At 43.3% G+C, this 20,218-nt stretch carries 21 protein-coding genes; 10 read left to right on the top strand and 11 right to left on the bottom strand.

Features of this window, described 5'->3' with window-relative positions; genetic code table 11:
- The first annotated feature begins 90 nt into the window (after positions 1-90).
- The 4 genes from AC3CH4_RS19235 to AC3CH4_RS19220 all read left to right on the top strand — a co-directional run bounded on the left by AC3CH4_RS19235 (position 91) and on the right by AC3CH4_RS19220 (position 3,063).
- Positions 91-939, top strand: a complete 849-nt coding sequence (locus tag AC3CH4_RS19235) for a P-loop NTPase family protein (RefSeq protein ID WP_488544303.1) — start codon at positions 91-93, stop codon at positions 937-939.
- Complete coding sequence (locus AC3CH4_RS19230) at positions 891-1,397, top strand: hypothetical protein (RefSeq protein WP_488544302.1); 507 nt, start codon at positions 891-893, stop codon at positions 1,395-1,397. The genes AC3CH4_RS19235 and AC3CH4_RS19230 overlap by 49 nt, the downstream gene beginning before the upstream one ends.
- A 124-nt stretch (positions 1,398-1,521) precedes the next feature.
- Positions 1,522-2,577 (top strand): hypothetical protein, encoded by a 1,056-nt coding sequence (locus AC3CH4_RS19225; protein ID WP_488544301.1) that lies wholly within the window; start codon positions 1,522-1,524, stop codon positions 2,575-2,577.
- 192 nt (positions 2,578-2,769) lie between these two features.
- On the top strand, positions 2,770-3,063 hold the full coding sequence (locus tag AC3CH4_RS19220) for a hypothetical protein (RefSeq protein ID WP_488544300.1): 294 nt from the start codon (positions 2,770-2,772) through the stop codon (positions 3,061-3,063).
- Between the two features lie 53 nt (positions 3,064-3,116).
- On the opposite strand, the gene AC3CH4_RS19215 is transcribed toward AC3CH4_RS19220, so the two are convergent.
- The 6 genes from AC3CH4_RS19215 to AC3CH4_RS19190 form a co-directional block, all read right to left on the bottom strand.
- Positions 3,117-4,073 (bottom strand): IS110 family RNA-guided transposase, encoded by a 957-nt coding sequence (locus AC3CH4_RS19215; protein WP_192854760.1) that lies wholly within the window; start codon positions 4,071-4,073, stop codon positions 3,117-3,119.
- Positions 4,074-4,426: 353 nt separating this feature from the next.
- Positions 4,427-4,789, bottom strand: coding sequence for a hypothetical protein (locus tag AC3CH4_RS19210; protein WP_488544299.1), 363 nt, complete (start codon positions 4,787-4,789; stop codon positions 4,427-4,429).
- Positions 4,789-4,920, bottom strand: coding sequence for a hypothetical protein (locus AC3CH4_RS19205; protein ID WP_261378583.1), 132 nt, complete (start codon positions 4,918-4,920; stop codon positions 4,789-4,791). The genes AC3CH4_RS19210 and AC3CH4_RS19205 overlap by 1 nt, the downstream gene beginning before the upstream one ends.
- 49 nt (positions 4,921-4,969) lie before the next feature.
- Positions 4,970-5,308, bottom strand: a complete 339-nt coding sequence (locus AC3CH4_RS19200) for a hypothetical protein (protein WP_265974132.1) — start codon at positions 5,306-5,308, stop codon at positions 4,970-4,972.
- A gap of 157 nt (positions 5,309-5,465) precedes the next feature.
- Positions 5,466-6,215, bottom strand: coding sequence for a MipA/OmpV family protein (locus tag AC3CH4_RS19195; protein ID WP_488544298.1), 750 nt, complete (start codon positions 6,213-6,215; stop codon positions 5,466-5,468).
- A gap of 666 nt (positions 6,216-6,881) precedes the next feature.
- Positions 6,882-7,037, bottom strand: a complete 156-nt coding sequence (locus AC3CH4_RS19190; protein WP_171314292.1) for a hypothetical protein — start codon at positions 7,035-7,037, stop codon at positions 6,882-6,884.
- A 222-nt stretch (positions 7,038-7,259) separates the two neighbouring features.
- On the opposite strand from AC3CH4_RS19190, the gene AC3CH4_RS19185 reads away from it, so the two are divergent.
- Positions 7,260-7,706: a TetR family transcriptional regulator gene (locus AC3CH4_RS19185; RefSeq protein ID WP_171314291.1), complete on the top strand. Its 447-nt coding sequence runs from the start codon at positions 7,260-7,262 to the stop codon at positions 7,704-7,706.
- Positions 7,707-7,959: 253 nt separating this feature from the next.
- Here AC3CH4_RS19185 and AC3CH4_RS19180 read toward each other — a convergent pair whose 3' ends face one another.
- The 5 genes from AC3CH4_RS19180 to puuE form a co-directional block, all read right to left on the bottom strand.
- On the bottom strand, positions 7,960-9,279 hold the full coding sequence (locus tag AC3CH4_RS19180) for a urate hydroxylase PuuD (protein ID WP_237298838.1): 1,320 nt from the start codon (positions 9,277-9,279) through the stop codon (positions 7,960-7,962).
- A gap of 14 nt (positions 9,280-9,293) precedes the next feature.
- Positions 9,294-9,854 carry an ureidoglycolate lyase gene (locus tag AC3CH4_RS19175; protein ID WP_488544297.1) on the bottom strand — a complete coding sequence of 187 codons (561 nt, stop codon included), beginning with the start codon at positions 9,852-9,854 and terminating at the stop codon, positions 9,294-9,296.
- A 15-nt stretch (positions 9,855-9,869) separates the two neighbouring features.
- Positions 9,870-10,856 (bottom strand): allantoicase, encoded by a 987-nt coding sequence (gene alc, locus AC3CH4_RS19170; protein WP_137406819.1) that lies wholly within the window; start codon positions 10,854-10,856, stop codon positions 9,870-9,872.
- A 123-nt stretch (positions 10,857-10,979) separates the two neighbouring features.
- The gene (uraD, locus tag AC3CH4_RS19165) at positions 10,980-11,495 is read right to left on the bottom strand and encodes a 2-oxo-4-hydroxy-4-carboxy-5-ureidoimidazoline decarboxylase (RefSeq protein ID WP_102424562.1); all 516 of its coding nucleotides are present in this window, start codon (positions 11,493-11,495) and stop codon (positions 10,980-10,982) included.
- Between the two features lie 22 nt (positions 11,496-11,517).
- Positions 11,518-12,456 carry an allantoinase PuuE gene (gene puuE / locus AC3CH4_RS19160; RefSeq protein ID WP_488544296.1) on the bottom strand — a complete coding sequence of 313 codons (939 nt, stop codon included), beginning with the start codon at positions 12,454-12,456 and terminating at the stop codon, positions 11,518-11,520.
- A 411-nt stretch (positions 12,457-12,867) separates the two neighbouring features.
- On the opposite strand from puuE, the gene uraH reads away from it, so the two are divergent.
- The 5 genes from uraH (at position 12,868) to AC3CH4_RS19135 (ending at position 20,076) form a co-directional block, all read left to right on the top strand.
- Entirely contained in the window at positions 12,868-13,221 is a 354-nt protein-coding gene (gene uraH / locus AC3CH4_RS19155) for a hydroxyisourate hydrolase (protein ID WP_017075240.1), read from the top strand.
- 247 nt (positions 13,222-13,468) lie between these two features.
- On the top strand, positions 13,469-14,812 hold the full coding sequence (locus AC3CH4_RS19150) for an NCS2 family permease (protein WP_017075241.1): 1,344 nt from the start codon (positions 13,469-13,471) through the stop codon (positions 14,810-14,812).
- Positions 14,813-15,073: 261 nt separating this feature from the next.
- Positions 15,074-16,525, top strand: coding sequence for a solute carrier family 23 protein (locus AC3CH4_RS19145; protein WP_372307032.1), 1,452 nt, complete (start codon positions 15,074-15,076; stop codon positions 16,523-16,525).
- Between the two features lie 174 nt (positions 16,526-16,699).
- On the top strand, positions 16,700-18,064 hold the full coding sequence (locus AC3CH4_RS19140) for an 8-oxoguanine deaminase (RefSeq protein ID WP_017075243.1): 1,365 nt from the start codon (positions 16,700-16,702) through the stop codon (positions 18,062-18,064).
- A 773-nt stretch (positions 18,065-18,837) separates the two neighbouring features.
- Positions 18,838-20,076: an alpha-xenorhabdolysin family binary toxin subunit A gene (locus AC3CH4_RS19135; protein WP_488544295.1), complete on the top strand. Its 1,239-nt coding sequence runs from the start codon at positions 18,838-18,840 to the stop codon at positions 20,074-20,076.
- Positions 20,077-20,218: the final 142 nt, after the last annotated feature.

The following is a 20,218-nucleotide window of genomic DNA, read 5'->3' as shown; positions in this document are numbered from 1 at the left end:
TTCGGCGTTATCAGTTTGCCTTTAGTTTCAGTGATTAAGGCGTTATAGCGCAGTTCAAATTTCAATTTTAAACTAATAGGAAAATCGTCTGTGAATGTTGAAGAAGTATTTGGTGTAAGTGGCAAAAGAGTAGAAAGCCATGTCGAAAGAGAGCAAGTTGATGGGAAATTCACAGATGCACTGCGAACAGACAAGCAAATTATCGTTTATGGTTCATCTAAGCAGGGAAAAACAGCCCTAGTAAAAAAATATATAAAGTATGAAGAAAATATATTAATTAGTTTATCTCCTAGAACAACTCTCAAAGATATTTATCAATCGATACTTCGTAAATCAGGGGTAGTACTTAAAACTTCTTTTACAGAAGGGACTGGTGATACGACTAAAGTAAAAGCTAAAGCTTCAATTCAAGGTGCTGTAGCGATGGTAATGAAAGGGAAAGTTGAAGTTGGTATTGATAAAGACAAAAGCCAGAAGCTTGACGAACAATATGATGAAATAGAATTTAACTTAGAATTACCAGATGATGTCGCTGATTTAATTCATAGAGTTGGTCACAAGAAAGTTGTAATACTAGAAAATTTTCACTATTTACCCGAAGAACTCCAAAGAACATTTGCCTTTGATTTAAGAACATTTCAGGATTTAAAGGTTCGTTTCGTAATCCTAGGAGTGTGGAAAGAAGCTAATAGATTAGCTCAATTTAATGATGAATTACAGGATAGAATTTACGAAATACCAGTAGAGCCTTGGGAAGAAAGTGATTTTAAAGCAATTGCGACTAAAGGTGAAAAAGCATTAAACATTACATTTTCAACTGTAATTTTAATGAACTGTATTGAAAATGCTTTTGGAAGCGTGGGCGTATTTCAAGAGTTGTTAAAAAATACATGCATCAAAAGTGGGATATTAAAGAAACAAGTAAACAACTTTTTTTAGAAGATACTTCATTCTATGACCAAGCAATTGATGCAAAAACAGAGGAATATTCTGGGCGTCATTTAAGAAATCTAGAGTCGATGGCATGCGGAAATGGTGTATCAATATCTACCGAAAAACCTATGCCATATTTTTTACAGTATTACATAGTAATGTATATTTTAGATTTAGGGTTCCATGGAATTAATGGTGGAATTAGCAAAGAAGCTTTATTGCACGGATTAAAGCAATTTCATCACAGAAAAGAAAGCTTAAATGGGGCGTTACTGACTAGAGCGCTTAAGGGGTTAGCCGAGTTGCAATCTAATAAAGGAATTCGCCCCCCTGTAATTGCTTATGATTCAAATTCTCGACAACTTAAAATTGTTGATTCGACATTTTATTTTTTCCTGAAAAATGCAGATCTTGAACATATAAAAGATGAAATTATTAGCCCTATGGAAGGTTTAGATTTATAGCGCTACAACAAGGTAATTAAACGGAACTAAAACAGTGAGTTAGGTTTCGCTTCGCTACACATTATTTTAGTCCGCTTATTGCGGCGTTAGGTTTTGAGTTAGGTGATTTTTGGGAGAGTAGGATATGACATTATTAGTTGCGTTTAAGCAACCCGGACTAAATTGTATAATTTCTGATATGAGAGTAACGTATAATCACCTCGGAGAAGGGAGAAATAGTGCTTTGAAAACGGGCATTCTTTTTCCTGGATGTATTTACGGTATTACGGGTGCCGCAGAGCCAAGCAGACGTTTTATTAGGGCATTAAAAGAATTTGTCCATGCAAATAAAGGCGCCAGTGTACTCAAGATGTGGTCTCTTTTTGAGCAATTCGTTTTGAGCTATGAGTTTGATACAGACCCCAATTCTAGATTTGATTTAGTTTTATCAGAACGCTCTACTGGCAAGCCACGGTTTGTCTATTTAGAATCCTCCACAAGTAAATTGCATTTTGATTATTCTTCTTGTGAACAAATATCTGCAGCTCCTTTTGGTGGCGGGAAGGATATTGTTCAGCATGAGTTCCAGACAAACATAAAGAAAAAATTGGAAGGTTTTTTTGAATATGCATCTGAAAAACTAGGTCGAACACCTGAGGAAATTATAGCTTTTTCTCCTTATATTTTTTGTCATTGGCTGAATGAACTATCTCTCGGAGAGTATAAGTACGATCTTGAGTCAAAAGGAGTTGGTGGTGTTTTTCATTTCATCTACCAAAATGGATGTAATGAAAATCGGCAAGGTAGCGCTTGGCATATTATTACATCAATAAATAAAAAAGATGGAAAAATAAAAGCAGTGGCTAATTTGCATAAGATTGTTCCATTATCAAAAGGTATTGGAGTTCATTCATATGGCTTTGATACGTTTGATTTCAAAAATGATATCTTATTGGATACAAGTGCTGATTATGAAGTTTCAGTGATTGATGATGAGTTGATTAATGAGTTGCAAAAGGAATTTGATAGCTTAAAGGATAACGCAGTTTGGGGATTAATTGGTTACGCTCACCCTAAATTTAAGCAAAGTTTAAGTTATCGACCTAACTGTAAAACGAGTGATTATCTTACCGATGAAGGAAACCCCAGCGAGTACTTAAAAAATGAAATTAATCAAACACTAGCAGAAGTTTATCGATAGCACTTCACTAAAGTGAGAAACATAACAGGTCGCTTAGTTTTATCTAAAATCAGCGCATTGAAATCAAGATGAAGAGTGTGGTTTGTCAACTTCTTAGGTTATCAATTTAATTAGTCTATTGTGTCAAGAAACCTAACAAGCATTTAAGAGTGATTCCTTAATGCGGCGTTAAGAATTTATGTAAGGCTTAAGATGACAAATGAAGAATATTTAGAAGCATACTTTGATGGTATGGCTTCGATGATAGTCCCTGCCGGAATGTATTTTGATGATGTCGATATCAAAATTATAAGTACAGATGAAGTCGCTGTTAGCGCTGACTTACACGAATGTCACTATCGTCTGGTCAAAACTTATAGAGGCAACATTGCTTCGTGGAATGTAGGCGTTAATGATTCACCTAAAGTTATTCGTTTTGATGACTTAAGTTTGAAAAAATTCATTGAGGAATCAAGAGATAGCTATTGTAGAGATGTAAATAGATAGAGCAAAAGGGCACACTGAAATAAAAACTTAACAAACGACTATGGCGTCAATAGTTAATTTTTGGCGCTGTTTTCATCCCATAGAACACCATCTCTGAGCATTGAATTTAAGATCACAACCATCTTGCGCACGCATGCAATAATAGCGACTTTCTTTGGTTTACCAGCGCCTAAAAGTCGCTGATATGTCGCTTTAAAAACAGGATTACATTGCATGGCTGACATCATTGCCATATATAACACAGTGCGTACTTGCGCTCGACCTCCTTGGATCACGCGCTTACCTTTGTAGCGCCCACTTTCGCGTGTTATTGGAGCGACACCAATCAGTGATGCCGCTTGTTTATTCGTGATGTAACCAAGTTCAGGTACGTTGCTAATTATTGATGCGGCGGCAATGTTTCCTATTCCTGGGACGCTTTGCAATATTGTGTTTTTAGCCTGGTATTCAGGACTATCTTCAATGAGTTTAACGAGCTTTTCTTCTAACTTGGTGATTTGATTTTTTATCGTGGTTAGCATTGGTTTGATAGTCGGATGGAGAGAGGCGGGAAGTATCTGGATTCGGTTCTTTTCCATTGTTTGCATGGATAACAACTGGTTTCGGCGAATGACTAAGTCACTCATTAGGCGTATGTTTCTTGGCTTTATGACAGTAAGAGCTGGTTTGATTGCTTCTCCATAGTGAGCGATCAACTCTGCATCTAAACGATCATTTTTGGCTCTGCGGCCAATAGCACCAGCGAATCGTTTTATGTGGACAGGGTTTGCTCTGACAATTGGTAATTGAGCCTCTGCACATGCAAGAACAAAAGGCATTTCTAATCGGCCTGTAGCTTCAATAACGATTCGTTCAGGACTGTGACTTTTAATCGTTTTGAGTGCTTTTTTGATGCCTTTATCATTGTTCTCTACTGAGAAAAATAGATCTAGTGGCCTGATGTGGATGTCTAATTGTGTTTTGCCAGTATCAACTCCAACGTTGATGCTTTGATTGATTTTGGTATTCATAATAAGCTAACTCATGCTTGCGTAATGCGGGTTCGAGACCCAGTCGACTATTCGAGGTTTATGCTTGAAGTCCTATGTAGCGTTCATGTTTGTTATCGGTCTCTCGATAGAGGAGCCAGCATTTAAACGAACTGCTACATAGAAAGCTTTAGTTGCAGCTAAAGCCTGGGTCTCACATTACCCGATTGGAGTGCTTATTATCCATACAAGCATTTAAGAGTGATTCCCAATGCATGGCATTTTTCATTTCATCGTTGGGATTTCATCGTTGGGTATCGTGTTTACGTTGGTATAGCTAAGTCTCGTGGTGGATTTATAGCTTGATGATGTTGTCTTTAGTAAGGATAAACATGTTAGCCATTCACCTTAATGTTCTTGTACAACTTAAACTCGTTCCCAGCTCGGCCGTTCTTCTCAATCACAATAGACACGGTGTTCTTGCGATAGTTGTACGAACAGATAACAGGTTTTTTTAAGATTTCAGGTTTACCATTACGTTTGGAGTCATAGTTATACTCAATACCATCGTATGAGATTGACTGGTGGTTCAGTAGAGTTACTGGGGAGCCATGCAAGTCGATATCTGCACCATCAAAGAAGTCGCTAGCCACTTCAATGACTTTATCTCTACAAAGGGCGTCTAGATTATCTTTTGGGGCAATAGAGCAACCAGCTAATAACGCTGAAGCAACTAAGCATGTAGTTAGCTTTTTCATTATTTGCCACCTTGAGCTTTCTTGTGTTCAACAAATGAACTTAACGCATCAACCATTAGTTGGGCGTCTTCAAGGTTGCGAGTTCTTAATACTTGTCTCATGGCGCTACCGCGTTCGTTGAATAAAGTCATTGCTGTACCTAATAAAAAACCAGCATCTGGCTAGTTTTAGGTCTTCATATCAATATTTAGGTTTTCTCGAACCACTTGGAAGGTTCAAAGCGTCTTCAAAGCTCCAATTACGGTTAACCCTGTTAAGAACGCCACGATAACTAATGAGAGGGTTCTTGTTCGCTACAATCAGCTCTTCTTGTGTATCGTAATACTTACCTTTGTATCTGTATTGACTTCGGTCTGGGTTGTTACTACCACGCTTTTTAGTAAGCGCGTTCTCAAGTGACCAGTCATTTCTGAGCCGAGAGAGAACCAAATCACAATTAAGCCCAGCGGCCATATTGGTGGTTATCATTTCTGTCTTGCTGGGGTAAGTAACGCCAGCGTATATAACTTTAGTACGCATATAAATCTTGCCAATGCAGCATTGAAAAAATCAGCACAGTGACTGAATTTGTAGTTAATGCTTTTTCATCCAGAATAGATCAATCAAAAGATTAGCTGAGTGAACGAAACTAATGACAGGAACAATGGACTCGTTCCTGCATTGGTAATCGGATTACTTAAAACAGGTAGGTAACGCCAACATTACCCATAACTGAAGTGGTGTTATCAAGGATAGGGCTCTTCTCAATTTCACTGTCCAGGTTCTCGTAGCGAACACCGCCAGTTAGACGCAAGTGCTTAGATAAGTACATGTAACCAGACAGGCCTACGAAGTAACGGCCAGACCAATCAGGCTTAAATTCATCGAAGCGAGTTCTGGACGCTTCAGCAGCAGATACGCCGTATAAATGTTCGTTAAGCTTGTCACTGTTAAGCGAGTAACCAATCGCAGGAATAAGGCCAAACGCGCCAAAGTTCATGTGATAGCTGTATCGAGTCTCTACATACAAGCCATTGTGAACACTACCAATGTCAGTACCGGCACCTAAACGGAACTCGCCAATATTGGTAGTAAGCACGTAGGCCGCCCCCCCCATAAAGGTAGAATCGCGATCATCGAGCTTTTTGATATCTGCATCGTCAGATTCACTAGCCTCAAGCGTTCGTGGGTCATACACTGCGAAAAACACAATGTTGCTCACTGAACCTTTTGGCGCTAAACGGTAGCCAGCTTGAACACCCTCAATGAAGAAATGGCCATTGTCATAGCTCAGAAGTGGGAACGGTGTTACTTCCGTGTCGCCACCTTTGTAAACGTTAGGTGAGTAAGCAGCAGTAAGGCCTAAACCAAACTCTGAGCCTTTAGCGTTAGCAATCGATGGAATTGATAGTGCCGCGATCATTGCAGCGATTAACGTAGTTTTCATTGTTAGTTTCCGGTTGGCCTTTCGACTTAAAGGGTATCGCCCTTTTTTGGCAAAAAATCCCCGGCGATAGGAGCCGGGGGAAGATGGGGAAAATGAGTCTGACGTATGCCTGCGATCAAACTCCCCCGAAACCTCATCTAAAGCTGGTGTCTTAGTTGAGGGCTGGCAAATGGTTGTTGAAATGTCGTGTCTTACTTTGGCAACGATTCAATCTGAGAAAATCACCATCTATCCTCAATATCTCCTTTGATCATGCGATAGACCAGAAATGCAGCGACAATGCATAGAACAGTCATCACGATGCTGCTAATACCAAGAAAAACGTAAATTGGTTCCACTTCTTCTCCCATCACTATCTCCAGAAATAAGCCTCGACGACTCTGACATCATCAGTAACACACTAATATTCAATGACAATTTAAAGGTTAACACCCTTTATTTGATCGTAATTTTTGTTTTATCGCTAATTATTAATTAGCCAAAGCCAACTAGCTGTTGTTATATCCGCTCAAAATAAGGGGTGTCACCCTTTATTTTTGCAGTCTACGTTTAGTCGCACTTATCGTCAAGCTACTTCGTAACCAAAAGTCAGAATAACCGCTCAACTCTATTGGAGTTGGGTTCCTAAATTTGAACATAGGGCCACCCCTTCCCCTTGAATCCTTTTTATACCGTTCCATTCGACGATGAGATAACAATTTGCTTATGGCTATCTAGCTTGGCTGACAGGTCGGCCTTGTTCGCTGAAAACGTGGTGTTGATGTAATCAGTGGCGCTAGTCAGTTTGTGACTGCTTAATGGGGAATGTATCAAGTTGGTCATCATTTCGAGCCTTTTAAGAATAAAGGTTAACAACCTCTATTTTATATGCTAAATGTATAATTTCAATAGCATGAACTCGATGAGGCCTGTTTGGACCCATTAATGTTCAGTTACTCAACGATCGATTGTATCGCAAGCTATGTGCCTTTATTCTACGGCCTGTGACTGCTTATTATCGATGGCACATAAAATACAACCATCATCCAACGTTCGGAGGCAAGAGTGGGAAGAGCAAGCGCTGCACAAGCGATTATTACACGACAAAAGATCATCGATGCTGCATTTGATATCGCATTAAATGAAGGCTTCGACAAGGCAACCTTTGCTTATATTGCTAAAAAAGCCGGTGTGTCTAAATCAGGGATTAATGCTCACTTCGACAGAAAAGCCGATATTGCCAAAGAGCTTGAGCCTCTGTTTGCAAAGATCATCAATGAGCACTTAAATTACGAGTCGACCGCGGCGTTTTCGAAGACTTGGCAGAAAGCCATTGATAGCGAACCGAATTTTGTAGCAGCCATTATTGCATTTGGTCCTATTATGCCAACAGAGAAAGGCATCAAAGGGCTGCAATCCAAGATCCAAGGCGAAGAGCAAGAAGTGCTCGACTGTATCTATCACTGCATCGGCTATGCGGTTTGTAATATTCAATCTCGCCAATCCGTTTAGTTCGCCTATCTTCATTCCGCAGATTTAACGAATAAAGCGACCGATATTCAGCTTCACATTTCCTGTTTTCTGTTTCCTATTCCCGATTGTCCAAAAACAAAAAGCCCCGGTTATAGGAACCGGGGAAACAGGGTGGGATGAGTTTGGCGCGTGCCCGAAACCAAACTCTCCCCAAGCCTCACCTAAGACTCATGCTCTTAGGTAAAGGATGCTGAGTACTGTTATTACAAAGTACTGCTATTGCAAAGTACTGCTATTGAAGCGTAGCGCCTTGCTCTACCCAAGTGCCGATGAGTGCGCGTTCTGCATCGGTCATTTGAGTCATGTTGCCGAGCGGCATCACCTTGGTTGTTACGGTTTGAGCAACAATCCTCGGGACGTTGGCTTTAATCTCTTCTGGGGTATCAAACATCACACCGGCTGGCGCAGCAGCAAAAGCGGCGTGGCTAGGGGTTGATGAATGACACACAGAGCAGCGCTCTTGAATGACTTTGTTGATGGTTTCAAAGCTTACGCCTGCGCTAGCAGTTTGCATTGCGTGATCTGCTGGTGCAGCTTGAGAACTAGCCGTAGTTGAAGCAGTACCGTTTTCAGCAAGCTCTTCTGTCGCCGATTCAGTCGCACTTACTTGCACTTCTTGAACCACAGGTGCTTGCACAACCGGAGTCATCTGCTTTTTGGCGTAAGGCGAGGTAACAAACGCAAGCGTGATCATACCCAATGCTGCTACTGGTACTGTCCATGCGAACTTCTGGCTACCATGACGGGTGTTGAAATAGTGACGCACCAAGATACTGAAGATCGCTAAGCCAGCAAGAATCAGCCAGTTGTATTCCGAGCCATAAGTGCTTGGAAAGTGGTTACTGATCATGATGAACAGCACTGGCAGTGTCATGTAGTTGTTGTGACGAGAACGCAGTAGGCCTTTCGCTGGCAATGCAGGATCCGGTTCGCGCTTCTCTTCAATCGCTTTCACTAAGTTGCGCTGTGCAGGCATGATGACGCGGAATACGTTACCCACCATGATGGTACCAATGATGGCACCCACGTGGATGTAAGCACCACGACCACTGAACACTTGAGTTAGGCCATAGGTCGCAGCAACGAGCAACACAAACAGCACAACGCCAAGCAGTACCGGGGTTTTACCTAATGGTGAATCACACAGTAAGTCGTAGATAAACCAACCAGCAACGAATGAACCAATACCAATCGCGATTGCCGTTGTTGAATCAAGGCCAGAGCCCGGTGCAATCAGGTAAATCTCCGCGTTAAGGTAATAAACCACACCCAGTAGACACACACCGGTGATCCACGTGAAGTAAGCTTCCCATTTGAACCAGTGCAGGTGCTCTGGCATTTCTGGTGGCGCAAGTTTGTACTTCTCTAGATGATAAATACCACCGCCGTGAATTGCCCATAAGTCGCCTGAAAGGCCCGTTTTTGGGTTTACTCGATTAAGGTTGTTCTCTAACCAAACAAAGTAAAATGATGCGCCTATCCACGCAACACCAACAATCATGTGAGCCCAGCGTATTGCTAAATTCAACCACTCTGTAATATGCGGATCCATAATAAACTCCTGTATCACAACGCTTTAGCTAAGCGTTGCTCTTCCTTATTGTCGTCCGTTGGCAGATCGTCCAAATGCAATGCCACTCGATCGCTGTCGAAATAAACTTCATCACAATTGTGCCCTTCGCCGCCTCTATCGACGATCAAGAACTGGTCTTGATCAGTAAGCGCAAGAACTGGGTGGTGCCACACCCCTTTGTGATAGTTCACTCCTTGACGGCCGTTGCTCAAGAAAGCTCGGCTATTGGCTAATGTTGGATCATCGCCTTTTGGCGCAACAACAATTAAATAGGGTTGACCAAGTAATGGAATGAATGCCTGAGAGCCAAGTGGATGACGCTCTAACATTTTGATGGTCAGTGGGTAGCTCAACGGTGTGGCTTGGAAGATGCTGATGATCGCTTCTCCGTCTTGGTCTTGCACATCCGTTGTCGCTAGCTTGTGGTAGCGACGTGTTGATCCACTGTTGATCATGAAGAAATCACTATTATCGGACTCGATAACATCGCCAAACTCTGAAAAAGCCTGCTTGGTTAACGGTTCGATGGATAAACGACGTATTCCATTACTCATATCTGATTTCCTTACCTATTTCGCCTTCGTACCAAACAGACGCAAACGGCTGATACCGCCATCTGGGAATATGTTTGCACGTACGTGGGTAATTGCACCAAGGTCGTTTACCTCAGAAATGAATTCGTGAATCTCGTGCGCTTGCAGCTTTTGTGCTGGCAACAGTTCACGCCAGAATAGGCTTTGTGTTTCTACTTGATCGTCGGTACCGCCTTTCACGTAGGCCGCTTGAATCGAGCAGCTGTCAGGATAGTTACCTTTGAAGTGAGCTGTGTCAACAACGATGCGTTCGATGTTACCTGGGTGGCCTAGTGCCACGATAACCCAGTCATTACCCGGTGTACGACGACGTGCTGTTTCCCAGCCATCACCCATGTTTTCACCGCGGCCTGGGCCTAAAATGTTGGCTTTATTGCCGTAGTGCTCATCGCTACATGCCAGTGCTCGGCCACCGTGTTCAACCGATGCTAGGTCAACTTGTTGCTGAGAATCTATTGCGTCCCAATCCACACTTGGTCGGCCATAAACACGTAAGCGCGCGACACCGCCGTCTGGATAGATGTTCAAACGTAGGTGCGTAAATACTTGGTCACTTTCGATTGCTTCAAGATGATGATGATCACCCTGTAATGCCATTGAAGGCAGAATTTCTTGCCACTCTGTTGAGTCAGTTGGCTCACCTTGTGGTGAGTAACACGCGTCGATTGATGCCGAAGGTGGGAAGTTACCTGTGAAGAATGAGGTATCAATATCAACGCCAGCAATGGTGCCAGCTAGGCCAAGGCGAACGACACAGTAGTCGTAACCTTCACCGCGTTTACGTCTGCTTTCCCAACCGTCCATCCACTTGCCGTTGTCGTCGTATAAGTCGTCTTTCCACTCTGGTGCTGCGTGGCTGAGTAGACGGCTTTTATCCGCGAAAAAATCGTCGGTTGCGAAGATCGCTTCTGCGCCGAGTTTTTCGTCTGCAAGGTTTATGTACTGTTCAAATTTATGGGTCATGTCCGTGTAATCCTATGAAATTAATCAAGTAATAATAAAATGAGAACTTAGTGGCTTATGTTTTTACAAATCAAACCTTTAGCGCACTAAGACTGGGCTGAGATAGCTGTTAACTCCGTTAACTTACATATCCCAGAGACGAAACATCGCGATCTTGTTGATCTCTTGAATCGCCGTAGCAAACTCAGTTTCACTATCATTTCCTAATCGCATCTCGAACGACTCAAGAATTTGGTAACGATTGGCTCCCTTCACCGCCATGATAAAAGGGAAATTGAAGCGACTTTTGTAGCTGTTATTGTAAGAAGTGAATTTTTCAAATTCTTCGGCGTTGCACTGGTCGATGCCCGCCCCCGCTTGTTCTTTGGTCGACGACTCGGTAAGTTCGCCGTTTACTGCTGCTCGACCGGCTAAATCCGGGTGAGCGTTGATCAAAGCCAACTGTTTGCCTTGGTCTGCACTTAACAAGGTCGATGCCATTTTCAGATGAAGATTCTCGATATGGTCGTCTTCGGCATTCAAACCTTGGTCATACACCAGTTCTGCAACCCACGGGCTGTGCTCATAAACATCAGCGAAGTGAGCGACAAAGGTATCGCGGTCCATGGTTGTTGGTTGGCATGATCGAAATTCAGTCACGTTAAGCCTCCTTGCTTCACTGCTACTTTTGCGGTTGATGAATAGCGTTATTTGGTTGATATGGATGATGTTGGTGCCAATGGTTAGCAATATCGATTCGACGACACAACCACACGCTTTCGTGCTCTTTGACGTAATCGAGGAAACGTCTTAAGGCAGCAATACGACCGGGGCGACCAATCAAACGACAATGCAGCCCAACCGACATCATTTTCGGTGCGGTTTCACCTTCCATATAAAGGGTGTCAAACGTGTCTTTCAGATACTGGAAGAACTGCTCACCCGAGTTGAAGCCTTGCGCGGTTGAAAAACGCATGTCGTTCACATCGAGAGTGTATGGGATCACCAGTTGCGGATAACCAGTCTCGGTGTGCCAATACGGCAAGTCATCGTCGTAGGCATCCGAGTCGTAAAGAAAACCACCCTCTTCTGCAACCAAGCGACGCGTATTTGGACCCGTTCGACCTGTGTACCAACCTTGCGGGCGTTGCCCCGTCACTTGTTGGATGATCTCAATCGCTTTAGTCATGTGGTCACGCTCTTCAGACTCATCAATGTATTGATAGTCTATCCAACGATAACCGTGGCTACAGATTTCGTGACCCGCTTCGACCATGGCTTTGGCAACGTCTGGATGACGCTCAATCGCCATTGCGACAGCAAATACAGTCAGTGGGATTTCATATTCATCGAACAAGCGAAGAACACGCCACACACCTACACGGCTACCATATTCATAGATGGATTCCATGCTGATGTGACGTTCGCCTTTGATCGGTTGTGCTGACGGGATCTCTGAGAGAAAGGCTTCAGACTCGTCGTCTCCATGTAACAAACAACGCTCACCGCCCTCTTCATAGTTCAATACAAAAGAAACCGCGACGCGCGCATTACCTGGCCATTGAGGGTTTGGAGGGTTAGCTCCGTAACCGATCAAATTTCTTGAATAATCCTTATTCATCCAAGTACTCCTAACATAAGTGGTTGGCTTAGCCGCTCTTTAAGTCAGTCACCAAATGATTCAACCAAATGGATTCTCGATAAACAGAGCAACCTTACCCCTGTGCATTTATTGTATACAATTATTTATCTCAATGTAAAGATTTTGTTATTCAAGTTAAATTTACGCACTATTAATAATTAAAAACAACAACTTAATAAAACCAAAACTCACCAAAAAACGATAATCAAGATCTATAAAGTCAGAAAAAACGACACAATAGTTAACATTTTTCCAACAATTCGCTTTACTAATTGTGTACAGTTCGTACATAGTTAGTGATAACAAAGTGACCAGTTGCATTCTTTGCAAGGTCGAAACAGACAGATAAACCACGGAACAGAGGAGCGCTAAAAGCGCTATTAAAGGACTATGGGAAGATTAACAACACACGTATTAGACACCACGCACGGCTTACCGGGCACAGAGATCAAAGTAGAGCTTTATAAGGTCAATGAAGACTCAACAGAAAAGCTGGCGACGGTCATCACCAACTCCGATGGCCGAACCGATGCGCCGATTCTGGCAGGGAATGATTTCCGTCCTGGGAAATATCAATTGGTGTTCTACGTTGCGGATTATTACAAAAGCAAAGGTGTGGAATTGGATGGCGTACCTTTCCTAGACGATGTGGTTATTCGTTTCGGCTTAGATGATCCAGAAGCGCATTATCACGTTCCTCTTCTCGTCTCGCCTTACAGTTTCTCCACCTATCGGGGCAGTTAGTCCCGTGTCCTAGCACTTAGAACTAGGCTCAACCATCGAATAATAAACAGATTCGTGCGTGCATCTAAAATGATGCGCGCTCACTAAACACGCTCATATAAAAATACTAACAACGTTATTAGTTAGAGAGTTGATGACTAAACAACAGATAACTAAAGAAATAACGGCCAGGAAAAAAGCTTAAAACTTAATATTGAAATCTCGCTGTATTCAATAAATGGATCACAACATAAAAGGACTTGCTGACATGAGTGAGAGTAAAACAGAAATACTCAACCAAGACGCGAATAACGGAATTTTAGAGAAACTCTTTAAAATTAAGGCCCACGGAAGCAGCGTGAAAGATGAATTAATGGGGGGTGTGACTACCTTCGCCACTATGGCTTACATCATCTTCGTTAACCCACAAATTATGGCCGCATCGGGTATGGATGCAGGGGCGGTATTCGTCGCAACCTGTATTGGTGCTGCGATCGGTTGTTTGTTAATGGGACTATTTGCGAACTGGCCTGTCGGCCTTGCACCAGGCATGGGCTTGAATGCCTTCTTCTCATTCACGGTAGTAAGCGAAATGGGCTACACCTGGGAAGTGGCGTTGGGCGCGGTGTTTATCTCCGGCATCTTGTTTGTCGGGATGAGTTTCTACAAGGTTCGACAATGGATAATCGAAAGTATTCCGGTGAGTCTGCGCTATGCCATGACAGCGGGCGTTGGTCTATTCTTAGGCCTAATTGGTCTTAAAACAGCGGGCATCGTCGTCGAAAACCCAGCGACTTTGGTTTCTTTAGGGGATTTTACTAAACCTGAAGCTCTACTGGCCGCTATCGCCTTCTTGATCATCGCGGTACTCAGTGAGCGTAAAATATTTGGTGCCGTGTTAATCGGAATTTTGAGTGTGACTCTGGTCGGCATGATGCTTGGCTTAGTTCATTACAACGGCTTCTTCGCAGCGCCACCAAGTTTAGCGCCTACGTTCCTAAAAATGGACATTATGGGTGCGCTTGATGTTTCGATGATCAGCGTTATCTTGGCTTTCCTTTTCGTCAACATGTTCGATACCGCGGGTACTTTGATGGGCGTGGCTGAGCGTGCAAATCTGACGAACCCTGAGACAGGCAAGATCGAAGGACTAAGCAAAGCGCTGAAAGCCGACAGTATCTCAAGTGTGGCAGGTGCGTGTGTGGGTTGTCCGCCAGTCACCAGTTATGTAGAAAGTGCAGCAGGCGTTGCAGCCGGCGCACGAACTGGCCTATCGGCAATTGTGGTTGGTGTGTTGTTCTTAGCGGCAATTTTCCTATCTCCACTTGCAGGCATGATCCCCGCTTACGCAACCTCTGGCGCGTTGATTTACGTGGCGTTTGTGATGATGAGCAGCATGCAACACGTTGATTGGAAAGACTTCACCAACGGCGCACCTGCAGCCATTACCGCGCTGATGATGCCACTGACCTTCTCTATCGCAAATGGTATCGCACTGGGTTTCATTACCTACACGGTATTGAAATTAGCGACAGGCAAAACAAAAGACGTATCAATTTCGATGTACTTCCTAGCCGCGATTTTTGTCGCGAAGCTCGTGTTCATCGGTTAATCAAATCGTTCTTGGGCCGTCGCTTAGACATTTGGCCATTTAGAGATGGCTCAAGAATGAGTGCTTGGTTTGTTCACAAGCCAAGCTATCAAGACACATGCTAGAACAACATTTTTAAGAAAAAGCTAATTGTGCTAATCAGTGGAACACACAAATATCCGCTCGGTTGGTGCACCTTTTTTATGACCCTACGCAGTTTGTAGAAGTCATTATTTGACCGCCAATCGCCTGTAAACGGAAACGCAGGCAGAGGAATATCAAATGAAACTTCTGTACACCCTAAATGAAAGACCGCCTCACGGATTAACCTTCCTACTCGCATTGCAACACATGCTCGCTTCGATTGGTGGCATTGTTGCTGTCCCCCTTATTGTTGGTGCTTCTATCGGCCTACCTAATACAGAGATCGTATCACTGATCAATGCTGCGCTGCTGGCGTCAGGTATTGTGACCGTCGCTCAATGTCTCGGTTTTGGCCCTGTTGGCATTCGACTGCCCGTGGTGATGGGTTCGAGCTTTGCCTTTTTGGGCGTCGCCATTTCAATCGGCAACGAAGGCGGTGTCGCCGCAATCATGGGCTCAGCGCTTATCGGCTCGTTCGTGGTGATTGGTGCCAGCTTCTATATGGACAAGGTTCGGAAACTGTTCCCAACCGTGGTAAGTGGTGTAGTGGTTACCTTAATCGGCTTAACCATTTTACCGGTTGCCATGAACTGGGTCGGAGACTCTCCTGCCAACACAGAACAATTCGCCACGCTGCCAAAGCTGTTTCTAGCACTGATCTCTTTGGGGATTGTGGTTGGCGTATCGGTTTACTGTAAAGGCGCGGTTGCCGCTTCGGCCATCGTGATTGGTTTAGCGGGCGGTTACATTGTGGCGCTATCACTCGGCATGGTCGACCTTGAGCAAATCAGCTCTGCCGCTTGGGTTGGCGGACCTGAGCCCTTCAAATATGGCTTTACCTTTTCTGCGAGTGCCATCATCAGCATGAGCTTGGTGTACATCGTGGTTATCGCCGAAGCAACAGGTGACTTCATGGCACTAGGCAACAACTGCCAAACCCAAGTCAGCGGTAAAGACTTAAAACGTGGTCTATTAGGCGATGGACTTGGTAGTACCTTATCTTCGATTTTAACGGCAATGCCATTGGCGTCGTTCAGTCAAAACGTCGGCATTGTAGGTATCACAGGTGTAGCAAGTCGCTATGTAGTGGCTGCAACCGGTGGTTTGCTAATTTTAGGTGGTTTATTCCCGAAATTAGCCGCTATTGCCGTCACGATTCCGAAACCTGTTCTAGGTGGTGTGGGTTTTGTGATGTTCGGTATGATTGCCTACGCGGGTATCCGCATGTTGATCAAAGCCGCAGACACCAAGCGAAATGCCTTGGTAATCTGTGTAGGTTTGGCGTCTGGTTTGGCCGTCACTTTCGAACCAAGATTGCTGCAACACTTGCCACATGATTTGGCTAATTTCCTTCACTCTGGCATTACAACAGGCACCATCATGACGGTGCTATTGAACCTTGTTTTACCAAAGTCTTCACGAGCAGAAGAGCAAGAAGCACTGGCCGAAAGCCAAGCGCAAGTTGAGCTAGAAATGAAAGAGCAAGCTGAAGAAGAACGACACTCAGACGAGCAATTAGAGATTCAACAAGCAAGTACAGAAGCAGACGTTCAAGCGGCATCAGAAAACCCTGAGCCAAAAACGAACTAGCTGATTCCCTAATTAACTGGTTCACTGACTAGCGTAAACCGATTTTCACAGAATCAGGGAATGATTAGAACATTGAACGTTTTAACGCCCCTGATTCGAATTTATCTATCAACAGCAAATACCAATAAAGACCCTCTTCCCTGAAAAGGCTGAGATGGCTAAGGACTACTATGAATGGAAACCATCTGGATTAAGAATCCTCTCGCAATCTACACTGGCTCGCTGGCTGATGCAGAAGGCGGTATTGTCATTAAAGGTAATACAATCATTGAGCTGGTTGGCAAACACAAAGAACCAACCTTACCCGTAGATTACAGCGTCGACGCCTCTCGTCATGTTGTGACTCCTGGGCTTATCAATGCGCACCACCACTTCTATCAAACCCTAACGCGTGCCTACCCCGGCGCACTGAATAAAGAACTCTTCCATTGGCTACAAAGCCTCTACCCTGTTTGGGCTAACCTCGATGCTGAGATGATGAGCCTTGCCACTGAACTGGCGCTGGTTGAGCTAATGATGTCGGGTTGTACGACAGCGTCAGACCATCATTACTTAATACCTAACGGGCTAGAGCACGCCATCGATTTACAAGTCGAGGCCGCAGAGAAACTAGGCGTTAGAGCCATATTTACTCGCGGCTCCATGAGCCTTGGGGAAGATGAAGGTGGACTACCTCCACGACACACCATTCAAACCGAACAGACCATCATTGATGACAGTGAACGCTTAATCCGCGATTACCACCAGCGTGATGAAGGGGCGATGATTCAAATCGCACTCGCGCCTTGTTCGCCGTTTTCAGTCACCACAGATCTAATGAAAGAGACAGCCAAGATCAGTGAGCGTGAAAACGTAATGATGCACACGCACCTTTGCGAAACCTTGGATGAAGAAGACTTCTGTATTGAGAAGTTTGGCTTGCGCCCTGTCGATTATCTCGAAGATGTGGGTTGGCTGAACGAACGCACTTGGCTTGCTCATGGTATTCACTTCAATCCAGAAGAGATCAAACGTTTGGGTAAAGCAGGCATTGGCATTAGCCATTGCCCGACGTCCAACATGATGTTGGCTTCCGGTATTTGTAAGAACAACGACCTTGAAGCAGCAGGCGTAAAAGTCGGACTGGGTGTGGATGGTTCCGCCTCGAATGACGGTTCGAACATGATTGCCGAAGTGCGCATGGCGATGTACTTACAGCGCCTGCAATATGGTTCTGCCAATGTTTCACACTTTGACGCACTGCGCTGGGCGACATCAGGCTCGGCACGCGCAATGGGCAGAACCGACATTGGTACACTAGAGGTTGGCAAACAAGCCGACATCGCAATGTTCAAGCTCGATGATATTCGCTTCTCTGGTAGCCACGATCCACTCGCTGCATTACTACTTTGTGGTGCTCAACAAGCGGATAAAGTAATGGTAGCCGGAAAATGGCGAGTTAATGATGGTGCCGTTATTGGCGTAGACATGGAGCAACTGATGCACCGCCACCATGCTGCTGCAATGAAGCTTGGTAAATTGGCGATGAATAACCATTAGTTGAAACACTTGCCCATCAAACACTGCAAGCCAAAGCGAGTGGCTTTGATGGGCAAACCTCCATAAACGTCCGCAATGATTCGAAAACACCCGTAAACATCCCAAAAAATGTAAACCTGATGCCTCTCAGTCTATTTATCAATCTATTTCCTAAATAATTTCGACTCAATAAACCAAAAACATAAACCGCCAATAATTAAGAAAACCTAATTTAACTCTATCTAATATAAGATTGACTAATAAAACATTCACTAATAAAAAATCACTCATAACCCCTTCGGTAAATATCAAATCACCCGTACATTATTTGGCACAGATCAAATTTAAAACGTTCGTTCTATTTATATATTCATCAAATTAATCAACAGATTTAGTAATAATACGAATAATGGCGATAATTATATTTTTATCACTTACCACCTTTATGAATAGAATGAAAACCTCTCGAGACCTTTCCATACCTAGCCTGACAAAAGAACCAAAACTAATGATTCAAATATCATTAAATTCAATAGATCAACAAACGATCAATATGAATCCAAATGTGTGACCTAAATAGAACTTTTCATTATAAATCTGCTATAGATTGGCAAAATCTTATAAAAACAAAAAACACATTAAAGAGGTTAGTTTTAAAGAACAAAAAATAATCACAAAAATAACAATATTAAAATATTCAATAACCCTTCATAAATATTTAAAAATACCATCTAAATGGTAGGGGGATTATTGACTTTGCAAAAAGCTAATAACAAATCTAACAGGGCTAAATAATGAAAAAAATCACAAGAACACTCGTATTATCTTCGATTTCGATTGGGCTACTTTCCTCTTTTGCACTCACTTCTCAAGCAGCTCCAGTTCAAATCAACCAAGCGTCAACTGAACAAAACATACCTCAAGTCACCTACGACACGATCATCGGTGAAAATGGGGTCTTTATCGATCTAGAGACTGACAATTTTATTCTTAAGCAACAAGAGTGGTATCAAATCCAAGCGTATGTCGAAGGCGCTTTAGCGCTGCCGGTGACAGAAGCCAGTATGAAATCTACTTTAAGTATTCCTAACGACATTCCTTTCTCTAATTTCCAAGCACTGGTTCAGCAATACTCAAATATTCACGATACCGCCTTTTATTGGAAAAAAGATCTTTATCCAAGCATCGTTGGTCTTTCATTAAGCTTGGCCAATTACGTCCAAATTAAAGACTACATGCTTAACCCACTTAGTGATGCTTTGAATGAAATGCTGGCCAAAGCATTCTCGCCGCTCCCGGAAGATATCGAAGCGGTAGAACGCAATAGAAAGGTGGCGATCGCTTACCTGAAAAGCCTGCAGAGTTTTTCCATGAGATACCAACAAGAAGTGTCTGACGTTGGCGGTAACCTATTAGAATTTTCAGCTACATTAGATACACAAAAATTGCAGTTAGATGTGTTGGAAGGCACTCACAACGGTTACCTAAGCGACGATGGCAGCGCGCTTCAGCAGCGAGTGAATGACATCAATGCGCGTATTACTCAACTCAACAAAGATTACACTCACTACGTTACGGTCGCCTCTACCGCGGTGACTTATGCATGGTTCCCTCTGGTTGCAGGTCCAATCATGGGCGTATATGGCGATAAAGCAGAAAAAGCACGCAAACTTCGTAACGAATTACAAAACGAAGTAAAAGAGCTTCAAGAACAGTTAACTTACACACAGAAAATATATAACTCTTATCATCGCTCTTCAGAGAGTATCGATATGATTTCTCAACAAATAGAAAATGCGATTCCACATATTAATAAGCTGAAACTAAATTGGCAGAAAATGAATGCCGACTTTACTTCACTGCTCGTTGCCTTAGAACAAGCCCAGAATAATGCCGACATCATGAAAGACGACGCAATGCTTGGCGCAATAGGCGCTCTTGCCAATACAACGGTTGCAGAAAGTAACTGGAGTAATATTAGTGAGAAAGCAAAAGCGTTCGCAAACAATGCATATATCCAAGAAATGGAATAGTCCATAGACCTCTCGATCATATAAAAACACAAAAAATATAACGCAATAGCCAAAAATATATCCCTAACAGAAAGCCGCACCTTATCAAAATTAAGGTGCTGGCTTCTGCTACCCAAAATTTGGCAAATACTAATTTCGACAG

Source organism: Vibrio sp. QJM3NY_26 (assembly GCF_057786005.1).
This window is presented reverse-complemented; position numbering and strand designations above follow the sequence as displayed.

Excerpts from the sequence above, each read along its gene's own strand:
- AC3CH4_RS19180 (WP_237298838.1), bottom strand. The coding sequence starts at position 9,279 with ATGGATCCGCATATTACAGAGTGGTTGAATTTAGCAATACGCTGGGCT.
- puuE (WP_488544296.1), bottom strand. The coding sequence starts at position 12,456 with ATGAATAAGGATTATTCAAGAAATTTGATCGGTTACGGAGCTAACCCT.
- alc (WP_137406819.1), bottom strand. The coding sequence starts at position 10,856 with ATGACCCATAAATTTGAACAGTACATAAACCTTGCAGACGAAAAACTC.
- AC3CH4_RS19205 (WP_261378583.1), bottom strand. The coding sequence starts at position 4,920 with ATGACTTTATTCAACGAACGCGGTAGCGCCATGAGACAAGTATTAAGA.
- AC3CH4_RS19145 (WP_372307032.1), top strand. The coding sequence starts at position 15,074 with ATGAAACTTCTGTACACCCTAAATGAAAGACCGCCTCACGGATTAACC.
- AC3CH4_RS19190 (WP_171314292.1), bottom strand. The coding sequence starts at position 7,037 with ATGACCAACTTGATACATTCCCCATTAAGCAGTCACAAACTGACTAGC.
- AC3CH4_RS19135 (WP_488544295.1), top strand. The coding sequence starts at position 18,838 with ATGAAAAAAATCACAAGAACACTCGTATTATCTTCGATTTCGATTGGG.
- AC3CH4_RS19150 (WP_017075241.1), top strand. The coding sequence starts at position 13,469 with ATGAGTGAGAGTAAAACAGAAATACTCAACCAAGACGCGAATAACGGA.
- AC3CH4_RS19220 (WP_488544300.1), top strand. The coding sequence starts at position 2,770 with ATGACAAATGAAGAATATTTAGAAGCATACTTTGATGGTATGGCTTCG.
- AC3CH4_RS19195 (WP_488544298.1), bottom strand. The coding sequence starts at position 6,215 with ATGAAAACTACGTTAATCGCTGCAATGATCGCGGCACTATCAATTCCA.
- AC3CH4_RS19200 (WP_265974132.1), bottom strand. The coding sequence starts at position 5,308 with ATGCGTACTAAAGTTATATACGCTGGCGTTACTTACCCCAGCAAGACA.
- AC3CH4_RS19225 (WP_488544301.1), top strand. The coding sequence starts at position 1,522 with ATGACATTATTAGTTGCGTTTAAGCAACCCGGACTAAATTGTATAATT.
- AC3CH4_RS19230 (WP_488544302.1), top strand. The coding sequence starts at position 891 with ATGCATCAAAAGTGGGATATTAAAGAAACAAGTAAACAACTTTTTTTA.
- AC3CH4_RS19215 (WP_192854760.1), bottom strand. The coding sequence starts at position 4,073 with ATGAATACCAAAATCAATCAAAGCATCAACGTTGGAGTTGATACTGGC.
- AC3CH4_RS19175 (WP_488544297.1), bottom strand. The coding sequence starts at position 9,854 with ATGAGTAATGGAATACGTCGTTTATCCATCGAACCGTTAACCAAGCAG.
- AC3CH4_RS19140 (WP_017075243.1), top strand. The coding sequence starts at position 16,700 with ATGGAAACCATCTGGATTAAGAATCCTCTCGCAATCTACACTGGCTCG.
- uraH (WP_017075240.1), top strand. The coding sequence starts at position 12,868 with ATGGGAAGATTAACAACACACGTATTAGACACCACGCACGGCTTACCG.
- AC3CH4_RS19210 (WP_488544299.1), bottom strand. The coding sequence starts at position 4,789 with ATGAAAAAGCTAACTACATGCTTAGTTGCTTCAGCGTTATTAGCTGGT.